This window comes from Pseudoduganella flava, assembly GCF_007830495.1.
In the GTDB taxonomy this organism is placed as follows: domain Bacteria; phylum Pseudomonadota; class Gammaproteobacteria; order Burkholderiales; family Burkholderiaceae_D; genus Rugamonas; species Rugamonas flava.
This window is the reverse complement of sequence record NZ_VLKW01000010.1, coordinates 196963-218488: the sequence shown is the minus strand read 5'-3', so window position 1 is coordinate 218488 and position 21526 is coordinate 196963. Positions and strand designations below refer to the sequence as shown.

Below are 21526 nucleotides of genomic sequence, written 5' to 3'. Positions count from 1 at the left end.
GCCGCGCCCAGCGCCGTCACGTCAGCAGCTCGGCATAGGCGCTGACGCTGCGCGGCGGCGGCAGGTTCAGCTGGGCGGCGACGCGCATGTTGACGACGTAGGTGAAGCGCGCCAGCGTTTCGATCGGAATGTCCGCCGGCGGCGTGCGGCGCTGCAGGATCTGCGCGGCCTTGTGCGCCGTCAGCCGGCCCACCGCGCCATAGTCCGAGACGAGGCCGAACAGCGCCTTGCCCTCGCGGAGCATCACCTCCGTGGCGGCGAAGCAGGGCAGCCCGACGGCCAGCGCCGCATCCGTAAGGGGCGCGCGGTGCGCGGCCAGGAAGCTGTCCGGGCCGATGTACAGCAACGTGGCGCCTCGTTCGGCCAGGTCGGCCACCAGTTCCGGCAGGCTGGCCGGCTGCGGCCGGCGCGTATCGTCCAGCGGCACGGGGCGTTCGAGCAACGTCATGCCTTCGGCCCGCATCGCCGCGCGCAGCTCGCGCACGGTCTGCACGGAATTCGGTTCGACGGGATTGTAGATGATGCCGACCCGGCGGAACGGCCGGTAGGCCCGGATCGCGGCCAGCTGCTGGCGCACCGGCACCACGTGGCAGGTGCCGGTGAGATTGCGGCCGGACGACGTCAGCGACGGCACGAGGCCGCAGCCGACCGGCGTGGCGACCATCGTGAAGACGACCGGCACATCGGTCACGTGCACGGCCGGGTTGACGGCGCCCACGCGGCCGGCGACGGCCAGCGAGACCGGCGTGCCCCAGGTGTAGATCAGGTCGGCCTGCCAGGCGCGCGCCTCGGCCACGTGCTCGCGCACGCGCGTGACGTCCAGCGCCACGTCGCGCACCAGGTATTCGACCGGCATCAGGCGGCCCGCGAAGTGGTCGCGAAAACCTTTTTCGACATCCGTCTCGCCGCGGTAAAGAATCATCGCGACGCGCGGCACGCGGACCGCGGCGGGCGCGCGCAGCGGCATGCCGGCCGCCAGCGCGGCACCGGCCCCGGCGCGCAGCAGCGCGCGCCGTGACGGCGCGTCCGGGTGGGAGTTCCGCACTGGTGCCATGGCTGTCGTCCGGTGAGGGGATGGGGCGATTGTAGCACCGCCGAGTGAACGCGGAACCGAGCGGGCCTTCAGTTCGTCAGCTGGCCGGGAAGCGGCTGCGGCTGCTGCGGCGGCACCGGCGTCACGTTCTGCGCGTTCGGCACGGTGGCCGGTGCGGTGGCGGCTTCGCCTTCGACACCGGGCGGCGACGGCGGCGCCATCGGCGCGCCGTCGTCCAGGTCGATGCCGCGCACGGTCGGATCGTTGGCGTATTCCTCCAGAATCCAGTCGCCGTCCACCTGCACGACACCTTCGGGCGGCGTGCGGTCGACCACCGGCCGCTTGGCCAGCGCCACCTTCATGTAGTCGATCCAGATCGGCAGCGCCAGCGTGGCGCCGAACTCGCGCCCGCCCAGCGACTTCGGTTCGTCGTAACCCATCCACGCCACCGCCACGACGCCGCCGCCATACCCGCCGAACCAGCCGTCGAACGAATCGCTCGTCGTGCCCGTCTTGCCGGCGATATCGACGCGGCCCAGGCGCTGGAATGCCGTGGCGCCGGTGCCGGTGCGCGCCACTTCGCGCAGCATGCTATCCATGATGAAGGCATTGCGTGCATCGAGCACGCGGGCGCTCTCCTCCAGCCGGGTGGGTGGCTTGGCCGCGAACAGCACCTTGCCGTCGGCATCCTCGATCCGCTCGATCAGGTACGGTTGCACGCGGTAGCCGCCGTTGGCGAACACGGAATAGGCGCCCGCCAGCTGTTGCGGCGTGACGGCGCCGGTGCCCAGCGCCATCGTCAGGTTGCGCGGATGGCGCGCGGCGTCGAAGCCGAAGCGGCCCAGGAACTCGTGCGCGTACGGCACGTCGACGGCGCGCAGGATACGCACCGACGGCACGTTCTTCGACGCGGCCAGCGAGCGCCGCATCGTGATCGGGCCGTCGAATTGCATGTCGTCGTTCTGCGGCCGCCACGGCGCGCCGTTGGCGCCGCCGGGCAGTTCGATCGGCACGTCGTTGACCAGCGTGGCCGGGCCGTAGCCCTTCTCGATGGCGGCCGAATACACGAACGGCTTGATCGACGAGCCGGGCTGGCGCCACGCCTGCGTCACGTGGTTGAACTTCTGCAGGTTGTAGTCGAAGCCGCCGACCAGCGCATGATAGGCGCCGGTGGTGGAATCGATCGACACGAAGGCGGCGGCCACCTGCGGCACCTGCGTGATGGCCCAGCCCTTGGTGCCGTTGCGGGCCACGCGAATGATGGACCCCGGGCGCAGGCGGATGCCGTCCCTGGCCTTCGCCGACAACCCGGCCGCGGCCAGCTTCAGGCCGTCGCCGGTGATTGTGATGTCCAGGCCGTCGGCCGTCTCGGCGCGCACCTCGCCGGCGCTGGCAGCCAGCACCACCGCCGGAATCAGGCCGTCGCTCGACGGCCGGCGATCCAGTGCCGTGTCGATCGCGCGTTCGCGTTCCTCGTCGTCGGCCGGCAGGTCGACGAAGCCCTCCGGGCCGCGGTAGCCGTGCCGCTGGTCGTACGCCAGCACGTTGCGTCGCACGGATTCGTAGGCAGCTTCCTGGTCGGCCTTCAGGATCGTCGTACGCACCACGATGCCGCGCGTGTACGCTTCTTCCTTGAATTCGGCATACACCTGCTGGCGCGCCAGCTCGGCCACGTATTCCGCATGCGTGTCGAACTCATGGCCGCGCTCATTGATGTGCAGCGTTTCGGCGCGCGCCTGTTCGTACTGGGCATCGGTGATGTAGTCGAGGTCGTGCAGGCGGCGCAGCACGATCTGCTGGCGCGCCTTGGACCGCTTGAAGTTGGTGATGGGGTTGTGGCGCGCGGGGTTCTGCGGCAGCCCGGCCAGCATCGCGATCTCGGCGATCGACAGGTCCTTCAGCTGCTTGCCGAAATAAACCTGGGCGGCCGCGGCGAAGCCGTACGAGCGCTGGCCCAGGTAGATCTGGTTCATGTACAGCTCGAGGATCTGGTCTTTCGTCAGCGCGTCCTCGATCTTGTAGGCCAACATCATCTCGTTGAGCTTGCGCGAGAGCTCCTTGCGCCGCGTCAGGTAGAAGTTGCGGGCGACCTGCATCGTGATCGTCGACGCGCCCTGGCGGAAGCCGCCGGACAGGTTGGCCTTGATCGACCCGAGCCCGCGCACCCAGTCCACGCCGCCGTGTTCGTAGAAGCGCGTGTCCTCGATGGCCAACAGCGCTTTCTTCATCATGTCCGGCATGTCCTTGATCGGCACGAAGTCGCGGTGCTCCTCGCCGAATTCGCCGATCAGCACCCTGTCGGCCGTGTACACGCGCAACGGGATGTTCGGCTTGTAGTCGGTCACGGCTTCCAGGCTGGGCAGCCGGGGCCGCACGACCAGCAACAGGTAGCCCAGCAGGGCGAGGGTGGCGAGCAGGCCGGCGATGGCGACGGCGATCAGGCCGCGCACGGCGTTGCGCCGGTTCAGCCAGGAGGCGGAGGAGGTCAAATCGGATATCCCACGGTGGTCAAACCGGGCCATTATAGACCACCCGGCGGGGCGCACCGTCGCGCCTGGCGCCGCGCACGGAACGCGCAACTTGCGGAACAAGCGGTAACTGTCGTATCTTGATAGAAATTATCGAGCCGGAGATCCAATGGCAGCGGCAAGGCAGGACGTCGATTGTGACGTGTTGGTGGTGGGTGGCGGCATCAATGGCGCGGGCATTGCGCGCGACATCGCGGGCCGCGGCCTGTGCGTGGCGCTGTGCGAGCGCGACGACCTGGCGTCGCACACATCGTCCGCGTCGACAAAGCTGATCCATGGCGGCCTGCGCTACCTGGAGCATTACGAGTTCGGCCTGGTGAAGAAGGCTCTGGCCGAGCGCGAAGTACTGCTGCGCGCCGCGCCGCACATCATGCGTCCGCTGCGCTTCGTGATGCCGCACACGGGCCAGCGCCCGGCGCTGCTGATCCGCGCCGGCCTGTTCCTGTACGACCGGCTGGCCCGCCGCGAACTGCTGCCGGGATCGGGCGGCGTGCGGTTCTCCTGCCACCCGGCCGGCCGCGCACTGCAGCCGTCCTTCAAGGTAGGGTTCGAGTATTCGGATGCGTGGGTGGACGACGCGCGCCTGGTCGTGCTGAACGCCGTCGATGCGGCGCAGAAGGGCGCCTGCGTGCTGCCGCGCACCGCCTGCACGCAGGCCCGGCGCGATGGCGACGTGTGGCGCGTGACGCTGACGAAGCAGGACGGCACGCACAAGGACGTGACTGTGCGCTGCATCGTCAACGCCGCCGGGCCGTGGGCCGCGTCGTTCCTCGACACGGCACTGCAAAGGCCCGCCGCGGCGCGGCTGCGGCTCGTCAAGGGCAGCCACATCGTCGTGCCCAGGATGTTCGAGCACGACGACGCCTACCTGTTCCAGCATACCGACGGCCGCATCGTGTTCGCGATTCCCTACGAACGCGATTTCACGCTGATCGGCACGACGGACGTCGAATACACGGGCGATCCGGGCCGCGTGGCGATCGCACACGACGAGGTTCGCTACCTGTGCGACGTGGCCAGCCATTACTTCCGCCAGCCTGTCGTGCCGAGCGACGTCGTGTGGAGCTACGCCGGCGTGCGCCCACTGCTGGACGACGCGGCGTCGAACGCATCGGCCGTGACGCGCGATTACCGGCTGCAGATGGACGAGCAGGGCGCACCCCTGTTGACAGTCTTCGGCGGCAAGCTGACGACGTACCGCCGGCTGGCCGAGGAGGGCGCGGACCTCGTCTGCAAGGCGCTGGATCACCGCGGCGCCGCATGGACGGCGGATGCGTGCCTGCCCGGCGGCGACCTGTTCGGCGCCGTGCCGCAGAACCGTTCCGTGCTGGAGTTCGACCAGTGGGTATCGGCGCTGCGCGTGCGCTACGCGTGGCTCGACTGCGCCCTCGTCGGCCGCTATGCCCGCGCGTACGGCACGCGCATCCACACGCTGCTGCAGGAGTGCGGGTCGATGGCGGACATGGGCGAGCAGGTGCTGCCGGGGCTGTATGAGGCGGAGCTGGACTATCTGCGCCGGCACGAATGGGCGATGACGGCCGAGGATATCCTGTGGCGGCGCACGAAGCTGGGACTACATTTGCCGGGCGGGGCAGCGGCGGTGCTGGATGCGTGGTTGGCGGAGTAGGGTCAGACCCGCCGGGTCTGACCCGAGGCTTTACGGGGTTCGGAGACAACGGCGGCCCGCGGGCCGCCGTTGTCTTTGCCGCCCGGGTAATGCTACAACGCCGGCAGCCTCTGGATCACGCCTTTTGCCGAACTTTTCAGCTGGACGCCCGTGCCGCCCCGCTTCAAGATGCACACGCCATTGGAGTAGCTCTGGCCGTAGGTGGCGTTCGGGACCCCGCCGATCGCGATGAACGGCGTGCTGGTGCAGTCGGCGGCCGGTTTCCACTGGTATTCCTCCGCGTCCGGGAAGTTGCCGTTGAAGACCACCACGGGCGATTCCGCGGTTTCCCGATCGAGCTGCACGGCGTGCGTACCGCCGGCAACGATCGGCAGCAGCACGGCCTGGTTATCCTGCGGGGCATCGTCGCGCAGGTCATGTTCGGCGACGCGCATCACGTTCAGGAAGTACTGATACTGGGCGTCGTCTCGCGTCGTCTCGGGCACCCCGCCGATCTCGATGCGCCAGGCGCCGAAGTCCGGAGTCTCCTTGGCGTCCGCCGGCTCCACGGGGTAATTGGTCCATACGCCGTTGGCGTCACGCACGGTGAAGCGGCAGTTATCGGTGGACGTATTCGTCGCGGGGGCAGCGCACGAGCTGCCGTCACCGGGAGCACCGCCGGCGAGCGTGACGTATGCGCGAGCGGGCAGCAGGGGCTCGATCGTCACCATCGCATCGTCGTTGCGTACGACCAGCGGTGCGTTCTTCGGCCCCGGCACCGTGTAACGGCTGGCGCTCGTGTCGGACGGCGTCGGCTTTTGAAACGTTCTCGGCATTTTCGCGGTATGCAGCAGCGATACGGCCGGCAGCTTGTACGGCGAATTGACGCGGTCGTAGACGAGGATCGTCGGCGGCAGGTCTGCGCCGGTCCGCTTGTCTTTGGCGCGGAGATAGACGATCTGGCGGCGGAAGCCATCCTGTGGATGGAGCCGGTAGCGGTGCGCAATGCTGCCCTTGGCGTCGGGCGCCTGATGACACCTGCTCGGCGACAGGTAGGCCTTGCCGGCGTTCGCGCTGACGTAGGAATAGGTGTACCCATCCTCGAACTCGTCGACGCCGTCGAGGACGTTGCCGTTGCGGGACTTGATTTCCTCGCGCGTAGGGTACGCTTTGCCGCCATTATCCACATTGGCTTCGCATGTGAACCACTGGCCACCGTCGTTACTGGCCGGGACGGTTTTCCCCTCGTCCCGGTATGTGTAGCTCTCGGCCGGGTCGTGGACGACGATCGTGTTGTGGGCGATCGTCCGGCGGTAGTAGTTGTGCCAGTGAGCCGTGCCATAGTTGCCGTAGCCGGAGTCCAGCAACAACGGCCCCTTGTAGTACAGCGAAAAACTGTTCTGGTCCAGGTGCTGGTGGTTCTCGCTGGCGAACGATGTCGATTTGAAGTCGAGCAGCGCGGCGTTGGCGAAGTCCCACGAATTGCGCATGAAGACGTTGCCGGCGATCGAGTAGTGCGAGGCCAGCTTACGAGTTGTTGGGTCCAGCGTGACCCGTGCCGCTTTGGTCCCGGGGAAGTACAGCGCATCCCACAGAGCCTGCGCATTGGCACGACTGCGCTTGCCCGCTATCTGGTCCTCGTAGAACGCCGTGGCGATGCCGCGCGCGTTCTCGAGGGTCGATCCTGGAACAGTGAACTTGGCGCTGGTTGCCGCCGCAAGCGCCATGTAGCCAATGTTGTTGCCGTCCACCGTCGTGGCGAAGTAGTCGCCGCTGGCGGGGTAGGTGCCGTCGGCGCGCAGCCCATCGATGAATGGGAATACGAGGCGCGGTATCCAGTCCTGTTCCAGCTCGGGCGAAGCCTGCCCGTGCGCCGCCCGCGCGCGACGCCACATGATCAGGCGCTCGATCACTTCGCCGACGGTCGACCCATACGAGAACAGCGTATGGTGGCCGCCGTCGATCGAAATGTCCTTGCGGGCAGGCAGGAGTCCATTGACCAGGTGGCCATAGATCTGGTCCAGCAGCGGGCGGACCCTGGCATCGTCGTCGACGATGGCAAGCAGACCGATCGCGGTTCCCGCCATCGCGCTGGCGTTGTGCCCCATGATGTAGTAGCGCGCGATATCCGGGTCTGTCACGCATTTGAGTTCGGTCCAATTCGCCTCGGTTGGCTGGGTCAATTTGCCATTCGGGCCGCAGTTCATGCCGATCAGGTCCATCATGCCCTTGGGGTCGTCGGCACGGATGTTGTCGGCAATGGCCTTGCGTATCTCCGCTCTCCGGGCTTCGGACCACAAGTCATAAAACCAGTCGTACAGGATGCCCAGCGCCGCGACGCGGGCGCTCTGCGCCCATTCGCCGCCGACGGTGAAGCCGGTGTTTACTACCTTGCCGTTCGCGTCATATTCGTTGTAATTCGCCATCTTGAGAATGACGTCCACGTAGTTCTTGGCCGCATCCCAATAGACCGGGTCCCCGGTCAGGCGATAGGCGAACGCGAGGTTCTGAGCGGTGTCGGCAATCGCTACCCGGCCGGCCTTCGCGACGTTACAGACGTCAGTCGCCCCGCTCGGCATCGACTCAATCTTGCATCCACTGGCATCTTTCGCCACGCCCGGTCCGATGTGGTCGGCAAGGTCAAAATAGGCAGCGCCCACTTCCCAGTCGATGTTTGTGCCGTCCCAGACGCGTGTCTGGGTGGCGCTGTCTTCCACGTAGAATTCGGCGATTTGCTGGCCTTTGCGGCCGACGAAGTAGTAATTCTGGGCCGCCGGTTTCCAGCCGGTGTTGTCGCATTTTAGTTCTTTGCCGCAGTCGACGGCGGTGGCACTGCCGTTGACGTAGATTCTGACCGTGCCTGCTGCGTCATAGCGAATGATGAGTCGCAGCTCGCCATCCGTGGGAACACGCCACCCCAAGTTGAACGCTTCGGTGCCGTCCGCCTTGACGAGCCGGGCCTGAATGTTGGTAGCGGTCTGGCCGTCGGCATCCTTCAGGTAGCGGATGGAGAGCGCGCCCTGTTTATTGAAATCACCAAAGATGACCGAGCCGGCTGGATCGGTGGCGCCGAGAAGGGTGGGCTTGATACGCAGATGGATCGCGCCGGTCTTCGGCATGTCCGGCCGGGTCGGCAGCTTCTTTTTCAGCGCCTCGATATCGGCAGGCGTAGCATACAGAAACGGCCGCGCGATGCTCGTCTCGGCGGCGTGTGCGCATGGGGCGTACAGGGCGAGGCCAGCCGTCGTGGCCAGCAACGCCCGCAGTACCGGTTTGAGGTGCATACAAGCTCCAGGGTGGGTGGTGGAGCTTGCATCTTACATCCCTGGTATTAACGAAAAACTAACAAATTGTCACAGCCACGGCAATAAAAAACGGCGGCCCGCAGGCCGCCGATTTCCGTTCACAGCAAGGTGAAATCACTTCACCCCATGCATCAGTTTCTGGATGAGCGGCGCCAGCAGGAACAGCAGCGCGCCGCCGATCACCAGCGACCAGAAGCCGAAGTTGTAGCCGGACAGCGCGGACGCCACCGACATGCCCGACTCGCCAGATACGTGCGAGGCGAAGATGCCGGACAGGTTGTTGCCGATACCCGTCGACAGGAACCAGCCGCCCATGCCCAGGCCGACGAGGCGCGTCGGCGCCAGCTTCGTCACCATCGACAGGCCGATCGGCGACAGGCACAGCTCACCGACGGACTGGATGAAGTACACGGCGAACAAGGTCCAGAACGGGATCTTGCCGTCGACGACGAGCGTCTTCAGCGCGAACACGAGCAGCAGGAACGCCAGGCCGTTGAAGATCAGGCCCAAGCCGAACTTGCGCGGGATCGACGGTTCGGCGTTGCGCTTGGCGAGCCAGATCCAGATTGCCGCGATGATCGGCGCGCACGTGATGATCGCGGTGGAGTTCACGCTCTGGAACCAGGCGGTCGGGAAGATCCAGCCGCCGAAGTCGCGATTGACGATGTTCTCGGCCAGGAACGTGAACGAGCTGCCCGCCTGTTCGAAGAACATCCAGAACAGGATGTTGAAGAAGAAGATGATCATCATCGCCCACACCTTGTCGCGCGCGACGGGGCCGTTGCGATAGCCTTCCACCAGCAGCATCACCGCCAGCAGGATGAACAGCACGGACAGCACGCCCTGCAGCTGTTCGGCGCCGACGGCCAGCAGCGCGTACACGACGGGGATCGTGACGAGCGCGCCGAGCACCACGTACAGCACGCGTTTCGGGCTCTGCGCCTGCGCTTCCGGCATGCCGATGCCCTTCAGCTGGGCGCGGCCGATGAAGAACCACACCAGCGAAATGAGCATGCCGACGCCGGAGGCGATGAACACGATCTTGTACGCCGGCGTATCGCCCGTGTTGAACACGTGCTGCGCCAGGTACTGGGTGAGGATCGGCGAGACGAACGCGCCCGCGTTGATCCCCATGTAGAAGATCGTGAAGCCGCTGTCGCGGCGGCTGTCGGCGGCGGAGTAGATCTTGCCGACCAGCGTCGAGATGATGGGCTTGAACATGCCGTTGCCGGTGATGATCGTCGCCAGACCCAGTTTGAAGACCGTCGGGTCCGGATAGGCGATCATGAACAGACCGGCGGCCATGATGATCGCGCCGATCAGGATGGAACGCTGGTAGCCCAGGATCCGGTCGGCCACGTAGCCGCCGAACAGCGCCGCCGCGTAGACGAGCGCCAGATACGAACCATAGGTGAGGTTTGCGTCGGCCTCACCGGAAGCCGCACCGCCATGGAATTGGGCGACGATGTACAGCACGAGCGCCCAACGGATACCGTAGAACGCGAAGCGCTCCCAGAACTCCGTCATGAACAACATCCACAGCGGGGCGGGGTGCCCCAAAATCTGTTTGAATTCGGGGATGGCCGTATCTACTGCCTTGCTAGTACCGCTCATGCGGCATCTCCTGAAAAAAAGTCGCCATTGTAATGGAGGCTCGCCGTTTGTCGATCGATTTTGGCGGGCAATTCGGTGGTGCGGCGCAGCAATGTGGTATGTTTGAAAAGATTGCAATAGTGTTTGCCTGCCGATGTCGTATATTGGCGAACATGGCGGCTTTCCGCACGACTCAGATAAAGGATTCACGCATCATGGAACAAGGTTTCGTCGACACACTGATCTCACCTGAGGGCAAGCTCGAGGTACTGTCCAAGGCCGAAGTCATCAAACTCCTCGACACCGGCAAGGGCGGCTTGTACAAGATGTTCCGCCAATGCGCGCTGGCGGTACTCAATTGCGGCAGCACGATCGACGACGGCAAGGAACTGCTGGACCGCTACCAGTCGTTCGACATCAACATCCTGCAGCGCGAGCGCGGCATCAAGCTCGAGATCCGCGGCGCGCCGGCCATCGCCTTCGTCGACGGCAAGATGATCAAGGGGATTCACGAACACCTGTTCGCCGTCCTGCGTGACATCGTTTTTGTGAGCAATGAAGTCACGGACAATCCGAAGTTCGACATGTCGACGACCGAAGGCATCACGGACGCCGTCTTCCACATCCTGCGCAACGCCAACGTGCTGCGCCCGCAGACCAATCCGAACCTCGTCGTGTGCTGGGGCGGCCACTCGATCAACCGGGCCGAGTATAACTACTCGAAGGAAGTGGGTTACCAGATGGGCCTGCGCGCTCTCGACATCTGCACGGGCTGCGGCCCGGGCGCGATGAAGGGTCCGATGAAGGGCGCCACGATCGGCCACGCCAAGCAGCGCTTCATGAACGGCCGCTACCTCGGCATCACGGAGCCCGGCATCATCGCGGCCGAGTCGCCGAACCCGATCGTCAACGACCTGGTGATCATGCCGGACATCGAGAAGCGCCTGGAAGCCTTCGTGCGCACGGGCCACGGCATCGTCGTGTTCCCGGGCGGCGCCGGCACGGCCGAGGAGATCCTCTACATCCTCGGCATCCTGCTCCATCCGGACAACGCGGAGATCCCGTTCCCGCTCGTGTTCACGGGCCCGGATTCGTCGCGCGAGTACTTCAACCAGATCAACGACTTCATCGGCCAGACGCTGGGCGAAGCGGCGCAGCGGCGCTACAAGATCGTCATCGACGATCCGGAGACGGTGGCGCGTGAAATGCTCGAAGGGATCAAGCAGGTGCGCGAGTTCCGCAAGTCCCGTAGCGACGCGTACTACTTCAACTGGGCGCTGCGCATCGACGAGGAATTCCAGCGCCCGTTCGCTCCCACGCACGAGAACATGCGCAACCTGAAGCTGCACAAGAACCAGCCGGTGCACGTGCTCGCGGCGAACCTGCGGCGCGCATTCTCCGGCGTGGTGGCCGGCAACGTGAAGGCGGACGGCATCCGTGCGATCGAGGAACACGGCCATTTCGAGATCCACGGCGACGTGTCGATCATGGACCCGATGGACAAGCTGCTCGCGTCGTTCGTCGCGCAAAGCCGCATGAAACTGCCGGGCAAGGCCTATACGCCTTGCTACCGCGTCATCAAGTAAGGCGGGGCCATGCAGCCCTACCATCCGCCAAGCAGCCCCGACGAGCTGGTGCTGGCCTGGCTGCGCCGCGCCCGCGAATCGCAGATGGGGCATTACGAAATGGCCACGGCGCTGGAGGCGCGCAGCTACTGGCTCGGCGTGCCCGTGATCGTGATCTCTGGCCTTGTCGGCACGTCGGTGTTCGCGTCGATCGCCGCCGAGGTCATCCCCGTGCAGGCCAAGCTGATCGTCGGCGTGCTGTCGGTACTGGCCGCCATCCTGTCCAGCCTGCAGACGTTCTTCAAGTTCGCCGAGCGCGCCGAGAAGCACAAGACGTTCGGCGCGCGCTTCGGCGCGATCCGCCGCGAGCTGGAGGTGCTGCATGCCTCCGGCGCCGCGCATCTCGAACCGCACTATATCGGCACGTTGCGCGAGCGGCTCGACCGGCTGGCCGAGGAGGCGCCGGCCGTGTCGGCCAGCGTGCACAACCGCGTGCAGCACCAGTTGAAGATCGCCGACGGGGCGGTGCCGGCCTGAACACTTGCCGCCGCGGCAAGCTGACGCGCATGTGCAACGCATGTGCTTGAAATTAAAGTATTTTTAGGCGGCTGCGTATTTTCCGACGGATACACTACGTCCATCCTGGGCGCATGCCCGCCATTCATCTTCCCATCATGACCATGCATCTTCCCGCCGATCGGTTGGGCGCCCTTGCCGCCGCCAGCCGTTCCGATGTCGCCAGCGCGGTGCTGGCGGCGATCGAAGCCACGCAGGCGACGCTCGAATTCGATGTTGCCGGCCACATCGTCCATGCCAACGCCCGTTTCCTGGAACTGACCGGCTACACGCTGGACGAACTGGCGGGCCGCCATCACCGCGTGCTGTGCACGTCCGAATACTTGGGGTCCGCGGACTATGCGGACTTCTGGGAGGAGCTGGCGGCGGGCGCCGGCAAGGGCGGCACGTATCGCATCGTGCGCAAGGCCGGCGGCGCCTGCTGGCTGCAGGGCATGTTCGTGCCCGTGCCGGGCGGCGGCGGTACGATCGCGCAGGTGATCATGATCGCCACCGACGTCACGCAGGCCAAGCTGCGCAACGCCGACTTCGAAGGCAAGAGCCGCGCGGTGAACCGGGTGCAGGCCGTCATCGAATTCGAACTGACGGGCAAGGTGCTGGACGCGAACGACAACTTCCTCGACGTGATGGGCTACGGCATCGACGAGGTGCGTGGCCAGCACCACCGCATGTTCTGCGAACCGGCGTTCGCCCACTCGGCCGAATACCAGGCGTTCTGGGAGCGCCTGGGGCGAGGCGAATTCAACACGGGCGAATACCGCCGCGTGACGAAGAGCGGCAAGGACGTGTGGATCCTCGCGTCGTACAACCCCATCTTCGATGCGGACGGCAAACCCGTGAAGGTGGTCAAGTACGCGGCCGACATCACCGAGCGCAAGCGCCTGTCCGAGGAAATCCGCGGCAAGCTCGATGCGCTGGGCCGCTCGCAGGCCGTGATCGAGTTCGACCTGCGCGGCAATGTGCTGACCGTGAACGACAACTTCCTGCGCACGATGGGTTATGTGCACGACGAGGTCGTCGGCCAGCACCACAGCATGTTCTGCGACGAGGAGCTCGTGAAAAGCGCCACGTACCGCAACTTCTGGGCCGATCTCGCGGCCGGCAAGTTCCAGTCGGGCCGCTTCCAGCGCCGCGGCAAGCACGGCGCGGCGATCTGGATCCAGGCGACATACAACCCGATCCTCGACATCGACGGTAAGGTGTACAAGGTCGTCAAGTTCGCGATGGACGTGACAGCGCAGGTGGACCGCGAGGAGAAGGTCACAGCGCGCGTGCGCGACATCGCCGCTGTGCTGGCCGAGCTCACGGGCTCGATCAACGCGATCGCCCAGTCGGCGCGCCACTCGACGGCGCTGGCCGGCCAGACGCAGGCCGAAGCGGGCAGCGGCGGCGCGTTGCTGACGCGGGCGAAGGACGCGATGGAAGCGATCCAGCGCTCGTCGGCGGACGTGCGCGACATCATCGACACGATCAGCGAGATCGCCAGCCAGACGCACCTGCTGGCCTTCAATGCCGCGATCGAGGCGGCGCGCGCCGGCGAGCACGGCGCCGGCTTCTCGGTGGTGGCGAACGAGGTGCGCAAGCTGGCCGAGAAATCCGCGCTGGCCGCCCGCGAGATCGGCAAGCTGATCACGCAAACGGTGGGCCGCGTGGACGAAGGCACGCGCCTGACGGGCGACGTGGAGGCGGCATTCGAACGCATCGCCGGCGCCGTCGCGAAGACCAGCGAATCGATCGCGCTGATCGACGGTTCGACGCAGGCGCAGGCCGACTCCACCCGCAACGTCGCCGCCTTGCTGGAAGACCTGGAGCGCGTGGCGACGGAGCGTTAAGATGAGCGCAGCGGCTCCCACGCGACGCTTTGCCGTCGTCGCCATCGGCGCGCTCACCGTCGGCATCGACGTGGATTGCGTCGTGCAAGCGCTGCCGATGCCGGCGGCGCTGGTGCCGCTGCCGCGCCGGCGCGGCGCGCTGGCCGGAGTCGTCGATTGCCAGGGGACGCTGATTCCCGTGGCGGACCTGGCACGCTGGGTCGACACCGGCGCCTCGTCCGGCGCAGCGGCGGCGCGCCGCATCCTCGTGCTGCGCGACGGCGGCCGGCGTATCGGCTTGCTGGTCGATGCGATCGACGGCTTTGCCGACGTGCCGGCCGATGCGATCGCCCGGCTGCATCATGACGACGATGCCGAGGAAGTGTTCCAGGCCGCGGCGAAGGTGCCAGGTTCGGAGACAATCCTGTCGGTGCTGGAGACGGGGCGCCTGGTTGCGCTGGCCTGTGCGTGGCATGGCGATGACGGGCCATCCGCGGCATCCGCCGCGCAGGCGCCGGTGGAGCAGGCGGCGGTGCGCGTGCTGTGCGCGGTGCTGCAGGCTGGTGGCGTGCTGCTGGCGCTGCCCGCGGTGCGGCTGGCGGCCGTGCTGCCGCGGCCCGCGCTGGAGCCCGTAGGCGGCGGTGCCACGGCGTTTTGCCGCTGGGGCGAGCGGCTGGTGCCCGTGGTGGCCGCGTCCGATGCGGTGCCGGAGCTGGCGCCCACCACGGCCGGCACGTTGCTGGCGATCGTCGAACATGCGGGGACCGCGCTCGGCATGCTTGTCGATGCCGCCCTCGACATGCGCGAACTGGCGCTGCCGGACGGCCCGGTGCCGGTCGTCCACGGTGAGGACGGCCAGGCAATCGCGTGGATCGATGTCCCGGCCTTGTTTGCGCGGCATCCGGAAACGGCGCTCAGCAAGGCAGCCGGCGGTGCCGGGGCTCCGGTGCGCAACGTCAACGACGGCGAGCTGCTGGTCTTCGAGGCCGGCGGCACGTTGGCCACGCCGCTCGACGGGATCGAACAGGTGCTGCCGTTCGACGGCGCCGATGGCAACGCGCCCGCGACGATGCCGTGGCAGGGCCGGGCGATCGCCGTCACGGACCTGCGCGGCGCAGGGGCACGGAGCGGGCAGGGTGCCATGCTGGTGCTGCGCGCTGGCGGCGGCCACGCGGCGTGTATCGTGGAACGGGTACGCTCGCTGGTGCCGCGCGGGACCGGTGAGGTGTACAGCCTGGCGCAGCCGGGGCAGGGCGGCCCGGCATGTTTCATCGCGGTGCGCGACGGCGAGCGCACGGCCAGCTACCGGATCGACGACCTGGCCGAACGGGTGCGGCGGCGGTAAGGCGATCGTCCGCCGCGAGGAGCCGGACACCCACGGGGAACTTGCCGGGCAGGGGCCGCCCCGGCCACGACCCGGGTTTTCTCTGGCTGCTGTGCCGTTTCTGGACACCTTATCCTGAACCATCGGGCGTCGATGGCGTGGCCGCCGGCGAATGGACGCTCCTGCCGGAGAGCGATGTCCGTTGGCTCGACGCCCAGATCGGCAGTTAGGAGGTCTCGACCGGGCCCCGCCGGGTGATCGATGGACCGATCGGATGGCTGTGCGGCGCTTGCCATGCCATGTCCATCGATGTGGACGATCGCACAAAAGAAAACGCGCGGCCGTGGCCGCGCGTCGTCAACCAGAAAACGCGATCGCTCAGTCTTCCTTGCGCAAATGCGGGAACAGCAGCACGTCGCGGATGTTCGGCGAGTCCGTCAGCAGCATGATCAGGCGGTCGATGCCGATGCCGCAGCCGCCGGCCGGCGGCATGCCGTATTCCAGCGCGCGGATGTAGTCGGCGTCGTAGTACATCGCCTCGTCGTCGCCCGCTTCCTTCGCGGCCACTTGCGACAGGAAGCGCTGCGCCTGGTCTTCCGCGTCGTTCAGCTCCGAGAAGCCGTTGGCGATCTCGCGGCCCACCATGAACAGCTCGAAGCGCTCGGTGATGCCCTTGCGGGTGTCCGATGCGCGCGCCAGCGGCGACACTTCTTCCGGGTAGTCGATGATGAACGTCGGCTCCCACAGCTGCGCCTCGGCCGTCTCTTCGAACAGCGCCAGTTGCAGCGCGCCCAGGCCCGAGTGGGCATGCGGCTTCACGCCGAATTTGAGCAGCTCGGCCTTGATGAAGGCTTCGTCGTTCAGCTGCGCATCCGTGTAGTGCGGGGCGAACTTGTTGATCGCGCCGACGATCGTCAGGCGGTGGAACGGTTTCGACAGGTCCAGCTCGCGGCCGCCGTAAGTCAGCACGGCGGAACCGTGCGCGTCGATCGCGGCCTGGCGGATCACGGCTTCGGTGAAGTCCATGATCCACTGGTAGTCCGTGTACGCCGCGTAGAATTCCATCATCGTGTATTCCGGGTTGTGACGGATCGACACGCCTTCGTTGCGGAAGCTGCGGTTGATCTCGAACACGCGGTCGAAGCCGCCGACGACGAGGCGCTTCAGGTACAGTTCCGGCGCGATGCGCAGGTACATCTGCATGTCCAGCGCGTTGTGGTGCGTGATGAACGGTTTCGCCGCCGCGCCGCCCGGGATCGGGTGCAGCATCGGCGTTTCCACTTCCATGAACTCGTGCTGCTGCATGAAGCGGCGGATCGACGAGATCGCGGCGGTACGGGCCTTGAACGTGCGGCGGGTTTCCTCGTTCATGATCAGGTCCACGTAGCGCTGGCGGTACTTGGTTTCCTGGTCCGCGAGGCCGTGGAACTTGTCGGGCAGCGGGCGCAGCGACTTCGTGATCAGGCGCAGTTCGGTGACCTTCACCGTCAGCTCGTCCGTCTTGGTCTTGAACAGCGTGCCTTTCACGCCGAGGATGTCGCCCAGGTCGTAGCCGCGCAGCGCTTCCATCGCCGCTTCGCCCGTCACGTCCAAGGTCACGTAGATCTGGATGCGGCCGTCGCATTGCGAGCCGGACGAATCCTGCAACGTCGCGAACGCGGCCTTCTTGCCCGCCTCGCGCTTGAGCATCATGCGGCCGGCCAGCACCACCGGCACCGGGTTCGCTTCCAGGTCTTCACGCGACTTGCCGCCATGCTGGGCGTGGAGGTCGGCGGCCTTGTGCTCGGGCCGGAAGTCGTTCGGGAAGGCGACGCCTTGCTCGCGGATCGCGGCCAGCTTGGCCCGGCGTTCGGCGATGATCTTGTTGTCGTCGTGGCCTGGCGCCTGGTCTTGGATTTCCGTAGTCATGGTTACTGTGCTTGTTGGGTGAATGGTGTGGTGGCGAACAGCTCGCCGATGTCCAGTTCGGAGAAGTCGCGCGCGAGCTTGACCACGTTGTCGAATTCCGCGAACGCCTCGGCCGGCAACGTGGTCGTCAGCACGACGGCGCGCATGCCGGCGCGGCGTGCCGCTTCCACGCCCAGCGGCGCATCCTCGAACACGATGCAGTGCTCGGGCGCGACGCCGCAGCGCTCGGCCGCCAGCAGGAACACGTCCGGATTTGGCTTGCCGCGGGCGACGTCGGCCGCGCCGACGACGGCATCGAAGTGGCGGCGCAGGTCCAGCCCGTCCAGGGTGAACACGATGTTGGCGGGCGGCGCGGCGGTGGCGACGGCCAGGCGCACGTCTTCCTGCTGCGCCGTGGCGATGAACTCCTCGAAGCCGGCGACGGCTTCCAGGTGCGGCGCGTACAGTTCGCGGTACAGCTCTTCCTTCTCGGCGTCGAGCAGCGCGGCATCTTCCTTCGTCAGCCCGGCGTCCAGGTAGGTGCGCATGATTTCATGGCCCTGACGGCCGGCCGTCGAGCGGAAGAATTCGTCCGCGTCGATGGCGTGGCCGCGGCGCTCGAAGAACGCCAGCCACGACTTCGTGTGGAACGCCATGTTGTCGACGATCGTGCCGTCCATGTCGAAGATGAACGCGCGGGGCACGGTCATGCCGGTGCTCGTACTCGTGGTCGTCGTCATCACACGCCTTGTTTCAGCGAGGCGGCGATGAAGTCGTCCAGGTCGCCGTCCAGCACGTTTTTCGTATTGCCCGTCTCAAAGCCCGTGCGCAGGTCCTTGATGCGGCTCTGGTCCAGCACGTAGGAGCGGATCTGGTGGCCCCAGCCCACGTCCGTCTTCGAGTCTTCCAGCTTCTGCTGCTCGCTCATGCGCTTGCGCAGTTCCAGCTCGTACAGCTTGGCCTTCAGCATGTCCATCGCCTCGGCCTTGTTGCGGTGCTGCGAGCGGTCGTTCTGGCATTGCACGACGATGCCGGACGGCGCGTGCGTGATACGCACTGCGGAGTCGGTCTTGTTGATGTGCTGACCGCCGGCGCCGGAGGCGCGGTACGTGTCGATGCGCAGGTCGGCTGGGTTGACCTCGATCTCGATCGAGTCGTCCACCTCGGGGTAGACGAACAGCGACGTGAACGACGTGTGGCGGCCGTTGGCGCTGTCGAACGGCGACTTGCGGACCAGGCGGTGCACGCCCGTCTCGGTGCGCAGGTGGCCATAGGCGTAGTCGCCCTCGACCTTCAGCGTGGCCGTCTTGATGCCGGCGACCTCACCCTCGGATTGTTCCAGCACCTCGACCTTGAAGCCCTTGCGTTCGCAATAGCGCAGGTACTGGCGCAGCAGCATCGACGCCCAGTCCTGCGCCTCGGTACCGCCGGCGCCTGCCTGGATGTCGATGAAGCAGTTGTTCGGGTCCATCGGGTTGTTGAACATCCGGCGGAATTCCAGGCCTTCGATGACCTTCTGGATCTCGGCGGTGTCGCCGATGACGGATTCGAGGGTGGCGTCGTCGCCTTCCTCCTTGCCCATCTCGAACAGCTCGGCCATGTCGGCTAGGTCGCTCTTGGCCTTCGTCAGCGTGTCGACGATGGCTTCCAGGGCTTTCTTTTCGCGGCCCATGTCCTGGGCTTTTTTCGGGTCGTTCCAGACCGCCGGGTCTTCCAGCTCGGCGTTCAGTTGTTCCAGTTTCTCGGACTTCTTATCGAAGTCAAAGATACCTCCGAAGTTCGGCTTCGCGGGACGTCAGGTCTGCGAGCTGGGCGGCGAGGGAATTGATGCGTTCTGCTTCCATGGTTTTTCTGTCTCTGTAGAGTGCGATCAAACCTTGGATTATACCTTACCCTCCGTGCTCCGGCCGCGTGCCCCGGCCAGCGCCAGCACGGCCCGGTAGGCAAGGGCGCCGTAGAGCAGCACGATGGCGATGCAGGCGGGCACGGTGGGGGCCGTCATCCACGTTCCCTCGGTCAGGCCGAGCGGGCGCAACACCGGCGTCCAGACGATCACGAGCAGCAGTGCCGGCGCGGTTGCGTAGTCGATCAGTTGGCCGCCGGGGCCGAAATTAAGGAACAGGTACGAGCCGACGAAGTAGAGGCAAACGAGGGTCGCGGCAATGCGGGCGCGGCGGCGGATGGCGGCGGGTCGGTCCATGGCGTACTCCGATGATGCTTGCACGATGCCAGCTTGCTGGCGGCGGGGTGGCTTTGTATTATGCATGCCTTCGCCTCTTTGCCACGGACTTGCCATGCTGTTACGCCACTGCCCGCTGATCCTGACCGTCCTCATCGCGGGGTGCGCCGCCGTGCAGCCCGGCGTTCCCGCCGGCACGCAGGCGACGCTGGCGCTGCTGGAAACGACGGACCTGCACGGTAACGTCGTCAGCTACGACTACTACAAGCTGGCGCCCGACGCCTCGCTGGGCCTGGAACGCACCGCCGCGCTGATCGCCCAGGCGCGCGCCGAATACCCGAACAACGTCCTGCTCGATAACGGCGACACGATCCAGGGCACGGCCTTGTCCGACTACCAGGCCGTCGTCAAGCGGCTCGGCTGCGGTGAGACGCTGGCTATCTACAAGGTGTTCAACGCACTGGGCTACGACGGCGCCGGTGTCGGCAACCACGACTTCAACTACGGTCTCGATTACCTGAACCAGGTGTCCGGCAGCCAGTTCGATGTCGCCGGCGTCGAGAACGGGCAGCGCTGCGCGGGCCCCAACTTCCCGCAGGTGCTGGCCAACGTCTACAGCGCGAAGACCAAGGAGCCGCTGTTCCGGCCGTATGCGATCATCGACAAGCGCATTGTCGCAACAGGCCCGGACGGCAAGCCGGTGCCGGCCACGATCCGCGTCGGCATCATCGGTTTCACGCCGCCGACGATCCTCACGTGGGACAAGCGCCACCTGGAGGGCAAGGTGTACACGGAAGGCGTGCGCGAGACGGCCGAGCGCTACGTGCCGAAGCTGCGCGCGGAAGGGGCGGACATCGTCGTCGCGATCTCGCATGCGGGGCTCGATGCGAGCGCCTATTCGCCGACGATGGAGAACGGCAGCTGGCACCTGTCGCGCGTGCCGGGCATCGACGCGCTGCTGATCGGCCATTCGCACCAGGTGTTCCCGAACCCGGCCAGCAAGGTGCCGCAGTTCGACCTGCCGGGCGTCGACAAGGTGAAGGGTACGGTCAACGGCGTGCCGACCGTGATGGCGGACCTGTGGGGCAAGCACCTGGGCGTCGTCGCGCTGGCGCTGCGCTGGGACGGCAAGGCGTGGACCGTCGACCGGGAGCGCACGAAGGTCGAGGCGCGGCCAATCCGCACCGGCAAGGAGTCGGTGGCACATCCGGCCGTCGCGCCGCTGGTCGCGCTTGAACACGCGGCAACCATCGACTACGTGAAGACCCCAATCGGCAGCACGGACTTCCGCATGTCGACCTATTTCGCCGACGTGGGCGACGTCAGCGCGATCCAGGTCGTCAACCAGGCGCAGGCCGCCTACCTGGCCGAGTATGTGAAGACGAACCTGCCGCAGTATGCGCAATTGCCGGTGCTGTCGCTGTCGTCGCCGTTCAAGAGCGGCTCGGCCGGTGTCACCGATTACACGGACGTGCAAGCCGGCCCGATCGCACTGAACAACGCGGCCGACCTGTACCTGTACCCGAACGCGCTGTACGGCGTGAAGATCGACGGTGCGGGCCTGGCCGCATGGCTGGAAAAGGCGGCAGGGCGCTTCAACACGATCGACCCGCGCCGCACGGCCCCGCAGGAACTCGTCAACGCGCAGTTCGCGGGCTTTAATTTCGACATGCCGACGAGCCCCGACCTGCGCTACGAGATCGACGTGACGCAGCCGCCGGGCCAGCGCATCAGGAACCTGCGCTGGCGCGGCGGGCCGCTCGCGCCTGGCCAGGAATTTCTCGTCGCGACAAATAACTATCGGGCCAGCGGCGGCGGGGGATTCCCCGGCCTGGACGGCAGCCGGACGGTCGTCGCGGCGCCGGACAACAACCGCGACGTGCTGATCGCCTACCTCCGTAAGCAGGGTGCGCTGACTCGGGCCGCGAACGGTGCCGCGCGCAGCTGGCGTTTCACGCCGGTGTCGACGCAGGGCCCGGTGGTGTTCCATTCGGCGCCGGGCAAGGAAGCCCTGGCCCGTGCGGCGGGACTCGATAATGTGCGCGAGCTGCGCACCGACGATGGCGGCGGCAAGGGGTATGCGCTGTACGGGATCGACCTGGGGCGCTGAAGCAGGGCG

Annotated in this window: 14 protein-coding genes; 6 read left to right on the top strand and 8 right to left on the bottom strand. The window is 66.4% G+C overall.

Features of this window, described 5'->3' with window-relative positions; all coding sequences use genetic code 11:
• Positions 1-16 precede the first annotated feature (16 nt).
• Positions 17-1054 (bottom strand): ABC transporter substrate-binding protein, encoded by a 1038-nt coding sequence (locus tag IP92_RS23030; RefSeq protein WP_145879622.1) that lies wholly within the window; start codon positions 1052-1054, stop codon positions 17-19.
• Between the two features lie 68 nt (positions 1055-1122).
• On the bottom strand, positions 1123-3555 hold the full coding sequence (locus tag IP92_RS23025) for a penicillin-binding protein 1A (protein ID WP_145879620.1): 2433 nt from the start codon (positions 3553-3555) through the stop codon (positions 1123-1125).
• Positions 3556-3670: 115 nt separating this feature from the next.
• Here IP92_RS23025 and glpD point away from each other — a divergent pair, with 115 nt between their 5' ends.
• Positions 3671-5188: a glycerol-3-phosphate dehydrogenase gene (gene glpD, locus IP92_RS23020; protein ID WP_145879619.1), complete on the top strand. Its 1518-nt coding sequence runs from the start codon at positions 3671-3673 to the stop codon at positions 5186-5188.
• Positions 5189-5280: 92 nt separating this feature from the next.
• On the opposite strand, the gene IP92_RS23015 is transcribed toward glpD, so the two are convergent.
• On the bottom strand, positions 5281-8451 hold the full coding sequence (locus IP92_RS23015; protein ID WP_145879617.1) for a heparinase II/III domain-containing protein: 3171 nt from the start codon (positions 8449-8451) through the stop codon (positions 5281-5283).
• Positions 8452-8586: 135 nt separating this feature from the next.
• Positions 8587-10086 (bottom strand): peptide MFS transporter, encoded by a 1500-nt coding sequence (locus IP92_RS23010; RefSeq protein ID WP_145879614.1) that lies wholly within the window; start codon positions 10084-10086, stop codon positions 8587-8589.
• Between the two features lie 194 nt (positions 10087-10280).
• Between IP92_RS23010 and ppnN the strand changes: the two genes are divergently transcribed.
• From ppnN to IP92_RS22990, 4 genes are all read left to right on the top strand, one after another.
• On the top strand, positions 10281-11651 hold the full coding sequence (ppnN, locus tag IP92_RS23005; RefSeq protein WP_145879612.1) for a nucleotide 5'-monophosphate nucleosidase PpnN: 1371 nt from the start codon (positions 10281-10283) through the stop codon (positions 11649-11651).
• Positions 11652-11660: 9 nt separating this feature from the next.
• Positions 11661-12167 carry an SLATT domain-containing protein gene (locus IP92_RS23000; protein ID WP_145879610.1) on the top strand — a complete coding sequence of 169 codons (507 nt, stop codon included), beginning with the start codon at positions 11661-11663 and terminating at the stop codon, positions 12165-12167.
• A 137-nt stretch (positions 12168-12304) separates the two neighbouring features.
• Entirely contained in the window at positions 12305-14038 is a 1734-nt protein-coding gene (locus tag IP92_RS22995) for a methyl-accepting chemotaxis protein (protein ID WP_307724868.1), read from the top strand.
• A 1-nt stretch (position 14039) separates the two neighbouring features.
• Complete coding sequence (locus IP92_RS22990) at positions 14040-15362, top strand: chemotaxis protein CheW (RefSeq protein WP_145879608.1); 1323 nt, start codon at positions 14040-14042, stop codon at positions 15360-15362.
• 357 nt (positions 15363-15719) lie between these two features.
• Here IP92_RS22990 and lysS read toward each other — a convergent pair whose 3' ends face one another.
• From lysS to IP92_RS22970, 4 genes are all read right to left on the bottom strand, one after another.
• Entirely contained in the window at positions 15720-17249 is a 1530-nt protein-coding gene (lysS, locus tag IP92_RS22985) for a lysine--tRNA ligase (RefSeq protein WP_145879606.1), read from the bottom strand.
• Positions 17250-17251: 2 nt separating this feature from the next.
• Positions 17252-17968 carry an HAD family hydrolase gene (locus tag IP92_RS22980; RefSeq protein ID WP_371860963.1) on the bottom strand — a complete coding sequence of 239 codons (717 nt, stop codon included), beginning with the start codon at positions 17966-17968 and terminating at the stop codon, positions 17252-17254.
• Positions 17968-19072, bottom strand: a protein-coding gene (gene prfB / locus IP92_RS22975; protein ID WP_145879604.1) for a peptide chain release factor 2 whose coding sequence is annotated in 2 segments (ribosomal slippage) — positions 17968-18990 and positions 18992-19072 — 1104 coding nt in all. Because the reading frame shifts where the segments join, the coding sequence is not laid out codon by codon here. Before prfB ends, IP92_RS22980 begins: the two co-directional genes overlap by 1 nt.
• A 38-nt stretch (positions 19073-19110) precedes the next feature.
• Positions 19111-19494, bottom strand: a complete 384-nt coding sequence (locus IP92_RS22970; protein ID WP_145879602.1) for a hypothetical protein — start codon at positions 19492-19494, stop codon at positions 19111-19113.
• A gap of 28 nt (positions 19495-19522) precedes the next feature.
• Between IP92_RS22970 and IP92_RS22965 the strand changes: the two genes are divergently transcribed.
• Complete coding sequence (locus IP92_RS22965; RefSeq protein ID WP_229418929.1) at positions 19523-21517, top strand: bifunctional 2',3'-cyclic-nucleotide 2'-phosphodiesterase/3'-nucleotidase; 1995 nt, start codon at positions 19523-19525, stop codon at positions 21515-21517.
• Positions 21518-21526: the final 9 nt, after the last annotated feature.

Bases quoted from the DNA above. Each gene is read 5' to 3' on its own strand.
- IP92_RS23030 (WP_145879622.1), bottom strand. From the start codon at position 1,054: ATGGCACCAGTGCGGAACTCCCACCCGGACGCGCCGTCACGGCGCGCG.
- IP92_RS23025 (WP_145879620.1), bottom strand. From the start codon at position 3,555: ATGGCCCGGTTTGACCACCGTGGGATATCCGATTTGACCTCCTCCGCC.
- glpD (WP_145879619.1), top strand. From the start codon at position 3,671: ATGGCAGCGGCAAGGCAGGACGTCGATTGTGACGTGTTGGTGGTGGGT.
- IP92_RS23015 (WP_145879617.1), bottom strand. From the start codon at position 8,451: ATGCACCTCAAACCGGTACTGCGGGCGTTGCTGGCCACGACGGCTGGC.
- IP92_RS23010 (WP_145879614.1), bottom strand. From the start codon at position 10,086: ATGAGCGGTACTAGCAAGGCAGTAGATACGGCCATCCCCGAATTCAAA.
- ppnN (WP_145879612.1), top strand. From the start codon at position 10,281: ATGGAACAAGGTTTCGTCGACACACTGATCTCACCTGAGGGCAAGCTC.
- IP92_RS23000 (WP_145879610.1), top strand. From the start codon at position 11,661: ATGCAGCCCTACCATCCGCCAAGCAGCCCCGACGAGCTGGTGCTGGCC.
- IP92_RS22995 (WP_307724868.1), top strand. From the start codon at position 12,305: ATGACCATGCATCTTCCCGCCGATCGGTTGGGCGCCCTTGCCGCCGCC.
- IP92_RS22990 (WP_145879608.1), top strand. From the start codon at position 14,040: ATGAGCGCAGCGGCTCCCACGCGACGCTTTGCCGTCGTCGCCATCGGC.
- lysS (WP_145879606.1), bottom strand. From the start codon at position 17,249: ATGACTACGGAAATCCAAGACCAGGCGCCAGGCCACGACGACAACAAG.
- IP92_RS22980 (WP_371860963.1), bottom strand. From the start codon at position 17,968: ATGACGACGACCACGAGTACGAGCACCGGCATGACCGTGCCCCGCGCG.
- IP92_RS22970 (WP_145879602.1), bottom strand. From the start codon at position 19,494: ATGCATAATACAAAGCCACCCCGCCGCCAGCAAGCTGGCATCGTGCAA.
- IP92_RS22965 (WP_229418929.1), top strand. From the start codon at position 19,523: ATGCTGTTACGCCACTGCCCGCTGATCCTGACCGTCCTCATCGCGGGG.